The 15,935-nt window shown below is 69.5% G+C and carries 12 protein-coding genes, 1 tRNA gene and 1 pseudogene; 4 read left to right on the top strand and 10 right to left on the bottom strand.

Annotation, left to right across the window (positions count from 1 at the left end):
- From BU124_RS14935 to BU124_RS11365, 5 genes and pseudogenes are all read right to left on the bottom strand, one after another.
- Positions 1–210: pseudogene (locus tag BU124_RS14935) on the bottom strand (Arm DNA-binding domain-containing protein); the annotation flags it as partial.
- A gap of 215 nt (positions 211–425) precedes the next feature.
- Positions 426–1,886, bottom strand: a complete 1,461-nt coding sequence (locus BU124_RS11380; RefSeq protein ID WP_084863705.1) for a sulfotransferase — start codon at positions 1,884–1,886, stop codon at positions 426–428.
- On the bottom strand, positions 1,883–2,119 hold the full coding sequence (locus BU124_RS11375; protein ID WP_245831678.1) for a hypothetical protein: 237 nt from the start codon (positions 2,117–2,119) through the stop codon (positions 1,883–1,885). Before BU124_RS11375 ends, BU124_RS11380 begins: the two co-directional genes overlap by 4 nt.
- Positions 2,116–3,450, bottom strand: coding sequence for an arylsulfotransferase family protein (locus BU124_RS11370; protein ID WP_084863704.1), 1,335 nt, complete (start codon positions 3,448–3,450; stop codon positions 2,116–2,118). The genes BU124_RS11375 and BU124_RS11370 overlap by 4 nt, the downstream gene beginning before the upstream one ends.
- A gap of 145 nt (positions 3,451–3,595) precedes the next feature.
- A complete protein-coding gene (locus BU124_RS11365) occupies positions 3,596–4,321 on the bottom strand; it encodes an RlmE family RNA methyltransferase (RefSeq protein ID WP_084863703.1) in 726 nt (241 codons plus the stop codon).
- Between the two features lie 166 nt (positions 4,322–4,487).
- Here BU124_RS11365 and BU124_RS11360 point away from each other — a divergent pair, with 166 nt between their 5' ends.
- A complete protein-coding gene (locus tag BU124_RS11360; RefSeq protein WP_084863702.1) occupies positions 4,488–5,471 on the top strand; it encodes a glucokinase in 984 nt (327 codons plus the stop codon).
- 70 nt (positions 5,472–5,541) lie between these two features.
- Here the strand turns inward: BU124_RS11360 and BU124_RS11355 are convergent, their stop codons facing one another.
- The 3 genes from BU124_RS11355 to guaB form a co-directional block, all read right to left on the bottom strand.
- A complete protein-coding gene (locus tag BU124_RS11355) occupies positions 5,542–7,920 on the bottom strand; it encodes an ATP-binding protein (RefSeq protein WP_245831677.1) in 2,379 nt (792 codons plus the stop codon).
- A 110-nt stretch (positions 7,921–8,030) separates the two neighbouring features.
- Positions 8,031–9,191, bottom strand: a complete 1,161-nt coding sequence (locus BU124_RS11350; RefSeq protein WP_084863700.1) for an RsmB/NOP family class I SAM-dependent RNA methyltransferase — start codon at positions 9,189–9,191, stop codon at positions 8,031–8,033.
- On the bottom strand, positions 9,191–10,639 hold the full coding sequence (guaB, locus tag BU124_RS11345; protein WP_084863707.1) for an IMP dehydrogenase: 1,449 nt from the start codon (positions 10,637–10,639) through the stop codon (positions 9,191–9,193). Before guaB ends, BU124_RS11350 begins: the two co-directional genes overlap by 1 nt.
- Before the next feature lie 273 nt (positions 10,640–10,912).
- On the opposite strand from guaB, the gene BU124_RS11340 reads away from it, so the two are divergent.
- A complete protein-coding gene (locus tag BU124_RS11340; RefSeq protein WP_084863699.1) occupies positions 10,913–12,967 on the top strand; it encodes an ASKHA domain-containing protein in 2,055 nt (684 codons plus the stop codon).
- On the opposite strand, the gene BU124_RS11335 is transcribed toward BU124_RS11340, so the two are convergent.
- Positions 12,964–13,326: a hypothetical protein gene (locus BU124_RS11335; RefSeq protein WP_084863698.1), complete on the bottom strand. Its 363-nt coding sequence runs from the start codon at positions 13,324–13,326 to the stop codon at positions 12,964–12,966. The two genes, BU124_RS11340 and BU124_RS11335, sit on opposite strands and share 4 nt — an antisense overlap.
- A gap of 168 nt (positions 13,327–13,494) precedes the next feature.
- Between BU124_RS11335 and BU124_RS11330 the strand changes: the two genes are divergently transcribed.
- The gene (locus BU124_RS11330; RefSeq protein WP_084863697.1) at positions 13,495–14,028 is read left to right on the top strand and encodes a cytochrome P460 family protein; all 534 of its coding nucleotides are present in this window, start codon (positions 13,495–13,497) and stop codon (positions 14,026–14,028) included.
- A 106-nt stretch (positions 14,029–14,134) separates the two neighbouring features.
- Positions 14,135–14,208, top strand: a tRNA-Gly gene (locus BU124_RS11325).
- Positions 14,209–14,333: 125 nt separating this feature from the next.
- On the opposite strand, the gene pgi is transcribed toward BU124_RS11325, so the two are convergent.
- Positions 14,334–15,932, bottom strand: a complete 1,599-nt coding sequence (gene pgi / locus BU124_RS11320) for a glucose-6-phosphate isomerase (RefSeq protein ID WP_084863696.1) — start codon at positions 15,930–15,932, stop codon at positions 14,334–14,336.
- Positions 15,933–15,935 lie beyond the last annotated feature (3 nt).

Below are 15,935 nucleotides of genomic sequence, written 5' to 3'. Positions count from 1 at the left end.
GAGGGGTCCCGTTTTGGATGCTGCATAGACTGCCCCGATACGGGGACAAATTTTTTCACGGTTCACTGTTTTACCGTCTTTGCCGAGGGGCACCTGGACCGCCTTCCACCCGCTCTTGTAGACACGCAGGTAGAGTCCGTTCCTGTCCGACATGCGTTCCGGGTCAGCCCCTGGCCGTGCCGCCTCGATCTGTTTTGCCGTCGGTCCCATACCGGGTCCTCATGTGCCGAAGGCTGGCGGGACGGTAAGAACGGCGCTGAACTTCTCGAACCGCGCATCCGATCCCGTGGGGATGGCAGGAGGATGAAAGGTATAAATTCCGGTGCCTAACGGGGAGTCTGTGATGGTAACTAAGGGGGCGTAACATTCCGCTGTCTCTCCGCCATCAGTTTCCAACAGAAGTCGTGTTTCCTGCCCGGCGGCGGTCATCCGATAGCTCGGCTGGCGAGATGATCGTAGAGCGTCTCGGCCTCGCGGCGCAGCGCCGCGTCGAAGGGGCTGGCATCCGCCCGGTCGGGGGCGCTGTGAAACCGGCCCTCGAAGGCGGTATCGCCCGGATCGAGGTCCAGCGCGGTACAGAGCCGCGCCATCGTCCGGCCGGGGTTCGCACGCAGGTCGTCCTGCAGCACGATCTCGCAGGTCCCGGCGTGGTCGGCGACATGGCGGAACGCGGCGATCCAGTAGGCCAGCCAGTAATCCGGCGTCGCGGGGTCGCGCCCCGGCTCGTCCATGCCGGGAAACCGCAGCGGCTTGTGGATCTGGCCAAACTCGAAATGGCCGATGTCGCGCATGTAGCGGCGCACGAAGGGATCGCGGGCGTGCTGGTCGAGAAAATTGCGGTGCTGGCGCAACAACGATGTCGCATGGGCCACGGGCCGGCGCAGCGGCACGACAACGCGCGCGTCGGGGAAGGCCTGCGCAAGGAACGGCAGCCGGGCGATGTTGGCGTTGTTCTTGGAACAATAACGGCGGGCCGCGCCCCCTTGCAGGCGGCGGGCGCAGACGACCCGCGCCATGTGGTGGCGCAGCGCGGCCTCGGCGCGGGCGTCGCGATCCCCCGCATCCCAGAGCGCGATGCCGCTGTCCCCGTATTTTCCGGGCCAGTGCATCTGCCAGAGCACTTCTTCAAAGGCCTCTGGCGTGTCGAGGTCGATCTCCAGCCCGTCGCCGTGGGCGCGCTGGTGCCGGGTGACGCGACGGCGCTTGCCGCCCGAGAGCCTGTCCCAGAGGACAGGCGCCGTGAGAAACGGCATGTCGCGGTAGAGATGCGTGGCGATGCCGGGCACCGCGTGCAGGGCGCCCAGCAAGGCGGTGGTGCCGCCGCGCGCCAGCGAGGTCACGAGAATCGGCGCCTGCCCGTCGCCGGGGTCGGGTGCACGGACCAGCCGGTCCTCGGCCCGGCCCGCGGTGCGCAGGACAACGGGCGCGGAAAAAGCGAGGTTGTGAACGATCCTGTCGCCGGCGGAATAGCTGCGGGTCGTCGCCGGCCCCGTCGCCCCGTCCGCGGCCCGGCGGCGCAGGACCGCGCCGAGGCCGATCACGGCCAGGGATATCCCGACGATGAAGTCCCAGCGCACCATCAGGCCCAGCACCCTGTCCGCCGGGACCAGCCCCACGGCATCGGCCAGTAAGATCGGCACGGCAGCCGCACCGAGGGCCAGCGCGATGCGCCAGGCCAACCCGAAAGCCCCCATGATCAGCCGGACCCCGGCCCGGCGCACGGCGCGTTCCTTGGCGTCGTCGTCAAGCTCGCGATCGGTCATGGCCGCGACCCCGGCCTGGGTCTCCCCCAGCAGGGCGCGCGCGGCCGCGGCGATCCCGGTCTGCCAAAGCCCCGCCCCGAAGGCGAGGACGGCCAGGACCGAGATCGCCAGCGCCGGGATCATTTGCCGTTATCGGACCTGTCAGCGGCCCCGTGGGACCGGGCCTTGAACAGCCGCTTGAGCGGGAACCAGACCAGCCCCGCCAGCAACAACACGACGCCCAGGATAAGCGCAGCGGTGACCGCGATGGCCCCGAGGCCCGCCCCGGGGCCGATGTAGGCGGCCGCGGGCGAGGCCGTTGCCACCACCATGGCCATGCTCGCGGCGGCGATTTTCAAGTCGGGCAGTCGGGTCATTGCGTGCACTCCTGCTGTCGGTCGGTAAAGAAGGCGGCATCCATATTGGGCGGCAGGCGCCGGGCCGCGAATGTCCGGCCGTTGCGCCCCGGGCCGACGCGATTGTCATAGCTGAAGGCCAGCGCGCCGGACGGGGTGAATTCGAGGATCCGGCCCCGCGCGCTCTCGTTGACAAGGATGTTGCCGTTGGACAGGCGCTGATGCGTGCCCATGATGTTGGTGAAGAACTGCGTTTCGGGGGTGTCGCCCAGCACCGTGCGGCGGGCCCCGGTGGCTGCGTCGATCTCGACGATGCGGCTGGCGGGCGCGGGCTCGGGGCCGTCGAGTGTGAAATTCTGGTTGTCGAAGATCGAGATCACGTCGCCGGCCATGAAGTCCGGGTCGTGATGGCGCACCACGGCGCCGGTGGTGATGAACTTGACCTCCAGGCTTTGCGGATCGACCACGAGGACAGTGTTGATGTTGCGCAGCGACAGCATCAGGTCGCCCGGCGCGAAGACCGCGGACTCCAGCCCGTCCGGAAAGACCTCCACATCGTTGAGGTGGAGCGTGTCCCCCGACACCGGGAAGGGCGCCGCGTTGCGCAGCGAGGACAGGTAGAGCAGCCCCTCGAGGTCGTTGCGGATCAGGATGTCGATGACCGGAATGTCGCGCAGCACCTCGCCCCCGGGGGAAAGCTGCTGCGCCGTCCAGGAGCGCAGCGGCGCGTCATGCATGGGATACCTCGTTGGCGGCTCGGCGATGTATCGTTCCGCCGACACCCAGATGGTGTCATCCCCGGCCGAGTAATGGGCCGAGTGGTGGCCCAGGTTGTCGCGTTTCCAAACGAGGTTGCCGCAGACATCCATGCGAAAGGTGCTCAGGTGTTCGAAATTGGCAACCAGGTCGCCCCCGGGCAGCAGCGTGACCCCGTGCAGGTACATGCCTGCCTGAGGGCGACGGCCCTCGGGAAACTCGCCCTCGGCCTCGGGCCAGACCTCGGCCCAGGCCAGGTCCCATTGCTGGTGCACGGTGCCCTGTGCGTCAATGACCACGACCCGGGTATCGCGCCCCTGCGAGATGCCTGCGACCAGTGTCAGGCCCGGGGCCATCGCGTCGGGCCGGAGCGGCCGGGCGGCCGGGGCGTCAGGGTCGGGGGCCTCGGTCTCGAGGATGCGGTCCGAGGGGGTCAGGACCTCGGACACCATCTGGTAGAGCCCGGCAAGCGCCGGCACGGGCGGCAGCCGGTTGACACCGGCCGCAACGCCATAGCCAAAAAGTGCCATGGCCGCGACCAGCGCGACACTGACCTGGAAAAGGCGCCTTGCGCGCGCGTGTGGGTCCCTGCTCATGGCACCTGCTCTGCCCGTCTTTTGCAACATACTGGGCGATGCGACCCGATTTACAAGTGCTTTTTGGCCAGCCGCGGCCCCCGAGCCCGCCGGCGTTGCGCCGTTGCGACCCCGCGCGCTGAGATGACACCTCCCGTTGTATCCGTCACTCCGCCGTGGCGCGATAGCCAGTGGCGACGACGAATTTCTCGGAACTGTCCGCGCGCGACGCCGGCGGCTTGACGTTCACCACCCCGGTGAATTTCTGCTTGAGCAGTTTCTGCAAGTCGCCCTCGGCCCCGCCGGCCAGGACCTTGGCCACGAAGGTGCCCCCCTCGTCGAGCACATCGAAGGCAAACTCCGCGGCAAGCTCGCACAGCGCCATGATCCGCAGGTGATCGGTCTGCTTGTGGCCCGAGGCGGCCGCGGCCATGTCGGACATGACAACGTCCGCGGGGCCGTCCAGCCAGGCCTTGACCTGCGCGTCGGCCCCCTCGTCGGTGAAGTCCAGTTGATGCAACTCGGCGCCGGCGATCGGCTCGACCTCCTGCAGGTCGATGCCCAGAAGCCGGCCCTGCGGCTTGCCGGCCCGGTCGCCCAGGGCGTTGATGCGCGGCACGGCCACCTGGCACCAGCCGCCGGGCGCGCAGCCAAGGTCCACGACCCGCGCGCCGGGTTTCAGGAAGCCCAGCTTGTCGTCGAGTTCCATGATCTTGAACGCGGCCCGCCCGCGATAGCCCTCGGCCTGCGCCCGCTTGACGTAGGGATCGTTGAGCTGGCGCTGCAACCACCGGGTCGACGAGTTCTTGCGCCCGCGCGCGGACTTCACCTTGACGGTCAGGTCGCGCTGGCCGCGGCCGCTGGGGGTCCGGTTTCGGGGTGTTCGTGCCATAGCCTGTAGCGTTAGCGATGGCTTGCGCACGCGTAAAGCCGGCAATGCACCGGTCTCCGGGCCGCGCCCTCTTGCAACCGGGGGCGCGGGCGGCCTATCACCCCAGCGCCGAGGGTGCCGCGCTGGTCTGCCGTGCCCGCCCTGCCCTAGCCCGACCGAGGCCCGCATGACGCAAGCCCCTGACACCCTGTCGCTCGTCGCCGATATCGGCGGCACCAACACCCGGGTCGCCCTGGCCGATGGGCGCGCGATCCTGCCGGACACGGTGCGGCGGTATGCCAACGCCGATTACCCGGGGCTCGAAACCGTGCTGCGCCGGTTCATCGAGGACGCGGGCGACGTCGACACCCGCGCCGCCTGCGTTGCCGTGGCCGGGCCGGTGCACGACGGGCGCGCCGCGATGACCAACCTGGACTGGTCCATCGACACCGCCACCGTCGCGCGGGCGACGCGGGCCGAGACGGTCTCGGTACTCAACGACCTGCAGGCGCAGGGCCATGCCCTGGGGCACTTGCCGGCCGCAGCCGTGACCACCGTGATGGCCCGGACGGCCGAGGCGACCCCGGAGCCGGGGGCGCCCCGGCTGGTGGTCGGCGTCGGCACGGGCTTCAACGCGGCCCCGGTGCACGAGACCGGCGCGGCGCGGCTGGTACCGCCCTCGGAATGCGGCCACGCCAACCTGCCAATTCGCAACGAACAGGAGCTGCGCCTGTGCCGCCATGTCTCGACGGCGCATGGCTTTCCGGCGGTCGAGGACGTGCTCTCGGGGCGAGGGCTGGAAAGGGTCTATGCCTTTCTGGGCGAAGAGGCCGGCGCCCCGGCCGAGAGAACCGCCCGGGCCATCATGGAGGACTGCACGGCCGGGACGGACCCGCGGGCAGCCGAGGCGGCGCGGGTCTTCGCGCGGATGCTGGGCACCGTCTGCGGCAACCTGGCGCTGATCCAGTTGCCCTTCGGTGGCATTTATCTCGTGGGCGGTGTGGCGCGGGCCTTCGCGCCGCACCTCGGCGAGCTCGGTTTCGACGAGGCCTTTCGCGACAAGGGCCGGTTCGCGGGTTTCATGGGCAATTTCGCGGTTCATGTCGTTGAGGATGACTATGCCGCGCTGACCGGCTGCGCCGCGCATCTCGTCGATCTCGGCGCCGCCTGACCAGGCCCTTTACCCGTGTGGCCGGCGGCGGGGGCGGTCAGGCTCCGGTTATGCGACGCCCCCCGGGACGTCAGGGCGCGGTCGCCGCGCGCATCTGGTCGTCCACCGTGCGGGTCAGCGCGGTAAGCGAGAAGGGCTTGGGCAGAAAGACCGAATTGGCGATGCGTTTCTGGTCCTCGCCGAAGGTTTCCTCGGCGTAGCCCGAAACGAAGACCACCCGCGCCTCCGGGCGGGCCGTCAGGGCCTCGCGCACCCAGGTGGGGCCGTCCTTGCCCGGCATGATGACGTCCGTAACGAAGAGGTCGACCGAGACCTCGGGATCGTCCAGCAGTTCCAGCGCCGCCTCGGCGCTGTCGGCTTCCAGCACGGTGTAGCCGCGCATCTTCAGCGCCCGCGCCGCGAAGGCGCGCACCGGGGCTTCGTCCTCGACCAGAAGGACCACGCCCTCGGCCCGCTCAAGCGGAAGAACCGGGTCGGCCACACCTCCGGGCTCGGGCAGGTCGACGGGGCCGTCGTGCACGGGAATGTAGATGGAAAACCGCGTGCCCTGCCCAGGTTCGCTGTCCGCGAAGATGAAGCCGCCGGTCTGCTTTACGATGCCATAGGCGGTGGACAGGCCCAGCCCGGTGCCCTCGCCGGTCTTCTTGGTGGTCACGAAAGGCTCGAACATCTTGTCGCGGATCTCGGGCGGGATGCCGCCGCCGGTATCACTGACCGAGAGACAGACATAGCGGCCGGCCGGCACCCGGGCGCGGTCGCGCTCGAGCGGTTCGGACAGGGTGACATTCTCGGTGCGGATGCCGATGTCACCCCCATCGGGCATGGCGTCGCGCGCATTGACCACAAGGTTCATCAGCACCTGCTCCAATTGCTGCCGATCGACCTTCACCGGGTCGAGCCCCGGATCGTGGTCCAGCGTGAGGGTGATCGTCTCGCCGACCAGGCGATTGAGCAGATGCGTGGAGTCCGACAGCGTGTTGCGCAGGTCCAGCACCTCGGGTTGCAGGTTCTGCTTGCGCGAATAGGCCAGCAACTGCCCGACCAGCGCCGCGGCACGATTGGCGTTCTGGCTGATCTGCACGAGGTCGGCGTAATCCGTATCGCCCTGGTCGTGGCGCAGCAGCAGCAGGTCGCAGTGCCCCGAAATCGCCGTCAGCAGATTGTTGAAGTCATGCGCCACGCCGCCGGCGAGTTGCCCGATGGCCTGCATCTTCTGGCTCTGGACGAATTGCTGTTCCAGCGACTTGAACTCGGTCACGTCGTTGAGCACCGCCAGCAGGTAATCGCGATCGGCGTCGCCCGCGGGGTTCAGAGAGACCTGGATGAACTGCTCCTCGGCGCGGCCCTTGACCTGCAGGAATTCCGGCTTGAGCGTGCCCTTGCCGGAGGCCGCCTCCTCGAGCCAATCGACGATCGGCCGGCCCAGCCCCTCGAAGAGATCGGTGACGCGGGTCCGTTCCGCCACGGGCTGATCCAGCAGCAGGCGCGCCTCGCGGTTCGAGCCCAGAACCTCGCCCGAGGGCGCGATCCTGAGCAGCGGCACGGGCAATTCATCGATGGCGTCCCAGGCGCGGGCACTGCCGTCCATCTCGACCGGGGCCGCGCCGACACCTTCGCCGGGAAGAAGGTATATCTCGCGCCGGCCGCCGTGGCTCGGAATCTCGGCCACCAGGCTCTCGATCTCGCCGCGCGCGGCGGCGATCCGGTGCACCTGGCCCGAGACCAGCGGCAGATCATTGAACACGCCGTCAAGGTGCTTGGCCCGTCCGCCCAGCAGGCGGCGAAAGGCGTCGTTCATGTAAAGCACGGTGCCCGAGGGGCCGGCCGTGAGCATGGGCAGGCTGAGCGCATCGGCCGCACGGATGGCCCCGCCCCGGTCGCTCATGTCCTCGAGCCGCCAGAGGTAGCGGTCCTCGTGCAGCTGCGTGACGCAGATCCGCAGGTGTCCGCGCCGGGTGACCACGTCCTCGCGCGCGGCGCCGAGGGCATGGGCCTTGCCTTGCAGCCGGTAGATCACCGCGCCGGGATCGGCGAATAGCTCGCCAAGGGCGAGGCCCAGCGTGCCGGTTCCGGGGGTCGGGAAGCGGGAGTCGGCGGCGGCATTGCGGTTCAGGATACGCCCCTCGGGGTCGCTAATCAGGCTTGCGGCCTCGTCGTTCATGACGATCCGTTCGACTGCCGCGCCGGTAAGGCGCAGCCGCAACCTCCGCCAGGCCTGCCGCGCAGCCACCAGACCCGCGGCCCCGACCAGCGCCGTGCCGAAGACGAGCAAGGACAGCCGCAACGGCGTGTCCGGCTGGACCAGCCCGAGGCCGAGCGCCGCCAGCCCCGGCAGGGCGAGCACCCAGAGCGGCAAGGGCCGGGACCGCGCCGAGCGGGCCGCGCCGCCGGGGCGGGGGCCGGGGGTCTGTCCCGGGCGGACGTCGGGGGCCAGGTCTGTTTGGGTCACGCACCACACCTCTCGATTCGGTGCCCTCCACTTCATGCCAGAAGTCTTAAGGCGGCCTTAAATCCCGCGGCCAGCCTAGCGGTGCCTCGTTCAATTTCAATCTTAACGTGCTAAACGATACCGCTTATCATCGATAGGTAGAACCCATCATGCGACGTGGCAGGGTCCAGTCGCATCCGCTCGACACGCTGCGCGCCCGGCCAGTCGGCCAGCCGGGCCGACACCCTGTCTGCGTTCTCGCGCGTGAAGACGGAACAGGTGGCGTAAGCCAGCCGTCCGCCGGGGGCGAGCAGCCCGGCACCCTGCCGCAGCAGACTGTCCTGCAGGCTGGTCAGCTCGGCCAGCCTCTCCGGGGTCAGGGCCCACTTGGCCTCGGGCGCGCGGCGCCAGGTCCCGCTGCCCGAACAGGGCGCGTCGATCAGCACCAGGTCGAAGCGGCCGGTGATCCGGCCCGGCGCCAGCGTCTCGATCCGCACGCCGGCCCGGGCGGCGCGCGGGGCGATATCGGCCATCCGGCGCGGGGCGATGTCATGGGCCGCGACCTGCACATCGGCCGCGGCGGCCATGGCCAGCGCCTTGCCGCCGCCCCCCGCGCAGAGGTCGAGCACGCGTATCCCGTCGCGCAAGCCCAGCCGGGCGACGGCCATCTGCGAGGCGGGGTCCTGAACCTCGACCAGCCCGTCGGCGAAACTCTGGGTCGCAGTGACACGGCGCGGGTTGGTCCGGACCTCGAGCGCCAGCGGCGCGCCCGCCACCGGGGCAGTCTCGATCCCCTCGACGCGCAGACGCGCCTGCGCCGTTGGCAGGTCGGCCTTGCGCTTGTTGACCCGCAGAAAGACCCCGGCGCGGTGGCGCAGGGTTTCGAGCGCCGCGTCGGGGTCGGCGGGGCCGTCGTCCCAGAGCGGCAGTTGCCAGTCCGGGATGTCCAGCCGCACAGCCCGGGGGGCCGCGTCCAGTGGGGCGCCAACCTCGTGATCCGCGACCGGCGCCGGGCCGAAGCGGCTACCGTCGAAAACCGTCTCGGGCGCGGTCCCGGCGGCGCGGCAGGCCCCCAGCATCAGCCCGCGGCCCGTTTCGGCCCCGCCCAGCCAGGCGAAAGAGCGTTTGCAGCGCAGCGCGTCGAAGACATGGTCGCGGATCGCCGCGCGGTCCTTGGACCCGGCAAAGCGGTTGGCCCGCCCCCAGCGCGACAGCGCCACCTCGGCCGCCTGCCCGGCCAGCACGCTGTCGAGCACCGCGATGGCCGCCGCGACCCGCGCCGCCGGGGTCATCAGGCCATCCGGTAGTTCGGGCTTTCGCGGGTGATCTGGACGTCGTGCACGTGGCTTTCCTTGAGCCCGGCGCCGGTGATCCTCACGAAGTCGGCCTTGTCGCGCATGTCCTCGACCGTGGCGTTGCCGGTATAGCCCATGGCCGCGCGTAGCCCGCCGACCAGTTGATGGATCACCGCCGTCGCCGTGCCCTTGTAGGGGACCTGGCCCTCGATGCCTTCGGGGACCAGCTTGTCGCTGGCCGCATCGGACTGGAAATACCGGTCGGCCGAGCCGCGCGCCATGGCCCCCATTGACCCCATGCCGCGGTAGCTCTTGAAGCTGCGGCCCTGGTAGAGGATCACTTCGCCCGGGCTTTCGTCGGTGCCCGCCAGCATCGAGCCGACCATGGCACAGGAGGCCCCCGCGGCGATGGCCTTGGCGAAGTCGCCCGAGAACTTGATGCCGCCGTCGGCGATCACCGGCGTGTCGCCGGCCGCCTTCGCGCAGTCCATCACAGCCGTCAGCTGCGGCATGCCCACGCCGGCGACCATGCGCGTGGTGCAGATCGAGCCCGGCCCGATCCCCACCTTGACCGCATCCGCGCCGGCGTCGATCAGGGCGCGCGTCGCCTCCGGGGTGGCGACATTGCCGGCGATGATCTGGATCTCGTTGGACAGCGACTTGGCGCGGGTGACGGCCTCGAGCACGCCCTGCGAATGGCCATGCGCGGTATCCACCACGATGATGTCGCAGCCCGCGTCCACCAGCGCCTCGGAGCGCGCGAAGCCCGCCTCGCCCACCGCGGTGGCCGCCGCGACGCGCAAGCGGCCCAGGCGATCCTTGCAGGCCGTGGGATTGAGCACCGCCTGTTCGGTGTCCTTGAGCGTGAGAAGCCCGGTCAGCTTGCCGTTGCCGTCATGGACCAGCAGCTTCTCGATCCGGCGCGCCTGCATCAGCGACTTGGCCTCGGCCCGGTCGGCCGGTTCGGCCAGCATCGCCAGGTTGTCGCTGGTCATGACCGCGCTGACCGGCATGGCGTCGGAGGCCGCGAAGCGCATGTCGCGGTTGGTCAAGATGCCCACGATGCGGCCCGACCCGTCGACAACCGGAAAACCAGTGAAGTTGTAGCGCTCGACCAGGGCGCGGGCATCGGCGATGGTCTGGTCGGCGGTCAGGGTGACGGGGTTGTAAACGATGCCGGACTCGAAGCGCTTGACCCGGCGGACCTCGCGCGCCTGGGTGTCGATGTCCAGGTTCTTGTGGATCACACCGATGCCGCCGGCCTGGGCCATGGTGACGGCCATGCGCGACTCGGTCACCGTGTCCATGGCCGAACTGAGCAGCGGAATGTTCATGTCGATCTGCCGGGTCGCCCGGGTGCGCGTGTCGGCGGTGCTGGGCAGCACGTCGGACGCGGCGGGAACAAGCAGAACATCATCGAAGGTCAGGGCCTCACGAATCTCCATGGCGCACTCCATCGGCAGGCATCGTTTGGCGGGTCCCTATTTCACTTTTGCGGGGACATTGAAAGCCGCAATCTGTCGCGCACCCGGTTGCCACCCCGCCCGCAGATGCCCTGTCAGCAGTTGCGCCCCGGCGCCGGTGTCGTGATCGACGGGCCCGCGAGCCCAGCCCGCGCCGGGGTGATGCCGTTCTTCTCGGTCAAGGTGACGGGAACGGACCTGCCCTGATGCGTGGTGCCCGCTACAGTCGAGCCAGCATGACTGACGGAACCGCACATGACCTCCGATACCACCGATCCCCTGGTCATCTTCACCCCCTCGGGCAAGCGCGGGCGGTTTCCCGCGGGCACCCCGGTGCTGACGGCGGCGCGGCAGCTGGGGGTGGACCTTGACAGCGTCTGCGGCGGCCGGGGCATCTGTTCCAAGTGCCAGGTCACGCCGTCCTACGGGCAGTTCTCCAAGCATGGCGTCACCGTCGCGGACGACGCCCTGTCGGCGTGGAACAGCGTCGAGGACCGCTATGACCGCAAGCGCGGCTTGGCCGCGGGCCGCCGCCTGGGCTGTCAGGCCACGGTGCAGCGCGACGTGGTCATCGACGTGCCCGAGACCAGCCAGGTCCACCGCCAGGTGGTGCGCAAGGCCGCCAGCACGCGCGTCATGGTCATGGACCCGGCGACCAAGCTCTACTACGTGGAAGTGGCCGAGCCGGACATGCACGACCCCTCGGGCGATTTCGAACGCCTCGCCGCGGCACTGGCCGAGCAGTGGGACATCGCCCCGGTCACCGCGCCGCTGTCGGTCATGACCCGGCTGCAAACGGCCCTGCGCAAGGGCAATTGGGCCGTCACGGTGGCCCTGCACCGCGGCCACACCGATGAGCATTACCGCATCCTCGACCTCTACCCCGGCTTCAAAGAGCAGCGTCTGTTCGGACTGGCGATCGACCTTGGCTCGACCACCATCGCCGCGCATCTGACCGACCTGCGCGACGGCACGGTCGCGGCCTCGGCCGGGGTGATGAACCCGCAGATCCGCTTTGGCGAGGACCTGATGAGCCGGGTCAGCTATGCCATGATGAACCCAGGCGGCGACGCGGAAATGACCCGCGCGGTGCGCGCGGCCATCGACGGGCTGGCCGCATCGCTGGCCGAAGAGGCCGGCATCGCCCCCGTTCAGATCATGGAGGCGGTCTTCGTCTGCAACCCGGTGATGCACCACCTGCTTCTGGGCCTGGACCCGGTCGAACTGGGCCAGGCGCCCTTCGCGCTGGCGACCTCGCGCTCGGTTTCGGCCGAGGCGCGAGAGCTTGACCTGTCGGCGCTCAACGCCAACGCCCGGGCCTTCGTGCTGCCCTGCATCGCCGGGCACGTCGGCGCCGATGCCGCCGCCGTCGCCCTGACCGAGCAGCCGGGCGCGCAGGACAAGTTGACCCTGATCGTCGACGTGGGCACCAACGCCGAAATCCTGCTGGGCGACAGAAGCCGCGTGCTGGCCTGCTCCTCGCCCACCGGGCCGGCCTTCGAGGGCGCGCAGATCAGTTCCGGCCAACGCGCCGCCCCGGGCGCCATCGAGCGCGTCGAGATCGACCCGGCCACCAAGGAGCCGCGCTTTCGCGTCATCGGCATCGACCACTGGTCGGACGAACCGGGCTTTGCCGAGGCCGCCGCCGCGACCGGCATCACCGGCATCTGCGGCTCGGGCATCATCGAGGCCGTGGCCGAGATGCGCATGGCCGGCCTCGTGGATGCCTCGGGGCTGATCGGCTCGGCCGATCAGACCGGCACCGCGCGCTGCATCACCGAAGGGCGCACCCACGCCTATGTCCTCCACGACGGCACCGCCGCGGGCGGGCCGCTCATCAGCGTCACGCAGGGCGATATCCGCGCCATCCAGCTGGCCAAGTCGGCGCTTTACGCCGGCGCGCGCCTGTTGATGGACGAGCGCGGCACCGATACCGTAGACCGGGTCGTGCTGGCCGGGGCCTTCGGCGCCCATATCAGCCCCAAGCACGCCATGGTGCTGGGCATGATCCCAGACGCCGCGCTCGACAAGGTCACCGGCGCGGGCAACGCCGCCGGCACCGGGGCGCGAATCGCGCTGTGTTCCGTCGCCGCCCGGGCCGAGATCGAACAGACCGTGCGCGAGATCACCAAGGTCGAAACCGCCATCGCCCCGGCCTTTCAGGCGCATTTCGTCAATGCCAACGCCCTGCCCCACGCCACCGACCCCTTCCCGACGCTGCGTGGCATCGTGCCGCTGCCGGATGTCAGCTATAACACGAGGGGCCAGGACGAGGGCGGCAGCGGACGCAAGCGCCGGCGGCGCGCCTAGCTGTTCGAGGTCCAGGCGCAGCGGTCGAAATCGACGTAGCGCAGCAGGGCCTCGGTGCGGCCCGGGGCCACCAGCCGCGAACAGCCCTCGAGCGCGTCCGCGCCTTCATAGACCGACACGACACCGCGGCCGGAACCCGTACCTTCGGAACACAGCACCTCGCCCGGGCGCAGCGTTTCCACGACGCGGGTCCCGCCCGGGGCCTGGGCGGCGAAAAGAAACGGCTCGTCGGTGCGATTGCCGACGCAGACCTGGTCCGCCGCCGCCGTGGTATCGAGCGCTGCGCGCGTCTCGGCGGCCCCGATCTGCGGGGGTGCCGCCCCAAGCAGGGCGCAGATCAGGATCGGTCGTGGTGTCATGCGGCCCCTCCTCGCGGTGCGCTCTGCCGCAAGAAACCCCCGCGCCGGGCGAAACGCCAATCAAGTCGCGTCACGCGCGGTCAGCAAAAAGTGAGGCATCGTGACGCACCTTCTGAACCGATCTGTGTCAGGGCTGGGGTGTCAAAACAACCGCGAGGGAGAGACCCCATGAGACATCTGATCGCCACCACCGCCATCGTCCTTGCCGCCGGCAGTGCCGTCGCGCAGGACGCGCCCTTCGGCACCGAGGTCGACACCGACTACGCCGCCCAGCTCTGGTCGGTCATGGAAGAGATCGACATGGTCGGGGACGGCATGGTCCAGAGCTATCCCTACCCCGGCGTCGCGCCGCACGGCATGATGCTGGAAACCTTCTACACCGAGGCCACGGTCGAGGGGCACACCGGCGAGTTGATCGTCAAGCGCAACTACGGCCCCGAGGGCGTGACCGAAGGCGACGTCCTGGCCGACCCCGACACCCACCTCGCGGCGATCACCGTGATGTTCCGCCGCGAAGAGGGCTATGACGCCGACAACCAGGACTGGTTCTGGGCCAAGTACCTGCCAGATGGCAGCCTCGACAAGAACCCCAAGGGCATGGAACTGGCCGGCCGCGTTGCCAAGGGCGCCGACCAGGGCTGCATTGCCTGCCACTCGGGCAGCGAGAACTACCTCTTCACCAACGCCAGCATCGGCCAGTGACCGGACCGGGGCCGCGCCGCCGCAAACGGCGCGCGGCCCGCGCCGGCCATCCGTCGCGACCCCCTTGACCTGCCCCGCCGGCCGAGCGTAAACAGCGGCTCCTAAAGCGGGTATGGTGAAAAGGTATCACGCGAGCTTCCCAAGCTTAAGTTACGGGTTCGATTCCCGTTACCCGCTCCAAGTTTACCGACAGTCGGCTTCATAAGCCCGCAGCGTCGACGCTGCGGGACCACGCGATTGCGCAATCGCGTGCGCGCTCCGGTGACGGAGCGCGACCGCGGCCGGTCGACCGGCCGCGCGCCCGGTTACAGCCCGTTGCGCCGCAGAAAGTTCACGAGACCCGCGGTCGAGCCGTCTTTGCCGGCCGCATCGCCGCCCTCGACGACGGGTTGCAAGGCCGTGGCCAGGTCCTTGCCGAGCTCGACACCCCATTGATCGTAGGAGTTGATGCCCAGCACCGCGCCCTCGACGAAGACCCGGTGTTCGTAAAGCGCGATGATCTGGCCCAGCACCTCGGGCGTCAGCTGCGGATAGGCCAGCGTGGTCGAGGGGCGGTTGCCGGAAAACACCCGGTGGCGCGCCTGTCGCTCCAGCTCGTCCCCCTCGAATTTGCCCGCGACCCTGGCTCGCGCCGCGTCCAGGTCGCGGCCGCGCATCAGCGCCTCGGACTGGGCCAGGCAGTTGGCGACGAGCAGCTGATGCTGGTGATGCAACTCGTCCTCGTGCCCGCGCGCGGCCACCATGAATTCGCAGGGCACGACCCGCGTGCCCTGGTGGATCAACTGGTAGAAGGCGTGCTGGCCGTTGGTGCCCGGCTCGCCCCAGACGACAGGCCCGCTGTCGCCCGCCAGGTCGGCACCGTCCATGGTGACGCCCTTGCCGTTGCTCTCCATCTCCAGCTGCTGGAGATAAGCCGGCAGCCGCGCCAGGCGGTTGTCGTAGGGCAGCACGGCGCGCGTGGCATGGCCCAGCACCTGATTGTGCCACAGCCCCACCAGCGCCAGCATCGCCGGCATGTTCTCGGGCCAGTCGGCGGCGACGAAATGCCGGTCCATCGCCTGGCCGCCGCGCAGGAAAGCGCGAAAGGCCGCGGACCCCACGGCGATCATCAGCGACAGCCCGATCGGCCCCCAGACGGAATAGCGCCCGCCGACCCAGTCGGCAAAGCCGAAGACGCGCGCAGGGTCGATGCCGAAATCATCGGTCTTGTCGCGCGCCGTGCTGAGGGCTGCGAACTGGGCCGCCGGATCGGCCACCGCCTCGCCCATCCAGGCCCGGGCGGTGCGGGCGTTGGTCATGGTCTCGATGGTGGTGAAGGTCTTCGAGGCGACGATCACCAGCGTCGTCTCCGGGTCGCAGGCGCGCAGGGCATCGGCGATATCGGCCGGGTCCACGTTCGAGACGAAATGGCACCGAGGCCCGTCGTGGTAAGGGGCCAACGCCTTGACGGCCATGGCCGGACCGAGGTCCGAGCCGCCGATGCCGATGTTGATGACGTCGGTGATCGGCCCCCCCTGCCCGGCGAAACTGCCATCGCGCACCGCACGGGCAAAGTCCTCCATCCGGTCGAGTGTTTCCAGCACGCCCGGCATGACGTCGTCGCCGTCGACCAGAACCGGCCCGCCGTCGAGATTGCGCAGCGCCGTGTGCAGCACCGCGCGGCCCTCGGTTTCGTTGATGGCCTGGCCGTTGACCATCGCATCGCGCTTGACGGCCACATCCGCCCGGTCCAGCAGGTCGATCAGCAGGCCGCGGGCCGTGCTGTCGATGTTGGTCTTGGCATAGTCGAAAAGCAGGTCACCCAGCCGCACCGAGAAGTCCCCGGCCCGGTCGGGATCGTCGAACAGGCTTTCAACGGGGCGGTCGGCCACTTTCGCGGCATGGCGCTTGAGATCATCGAACATGGG

The organism is Salibaculum halophilum (assembly GCF_002094885.1).
In the GTDB taxonomy this organism is placed as follows: Bacteria; Pseudomonadota; Alphaproteobacteria; order Rhodobacterales; family Rhodobacteraceae; genus Salibaculum; species Salibaculum halophilum.
The sequence above is the reverse complement of the archived record's forward strand: the minus strand, read 5'-3'. Positions and strand labels throughout refer to the sequence as shown.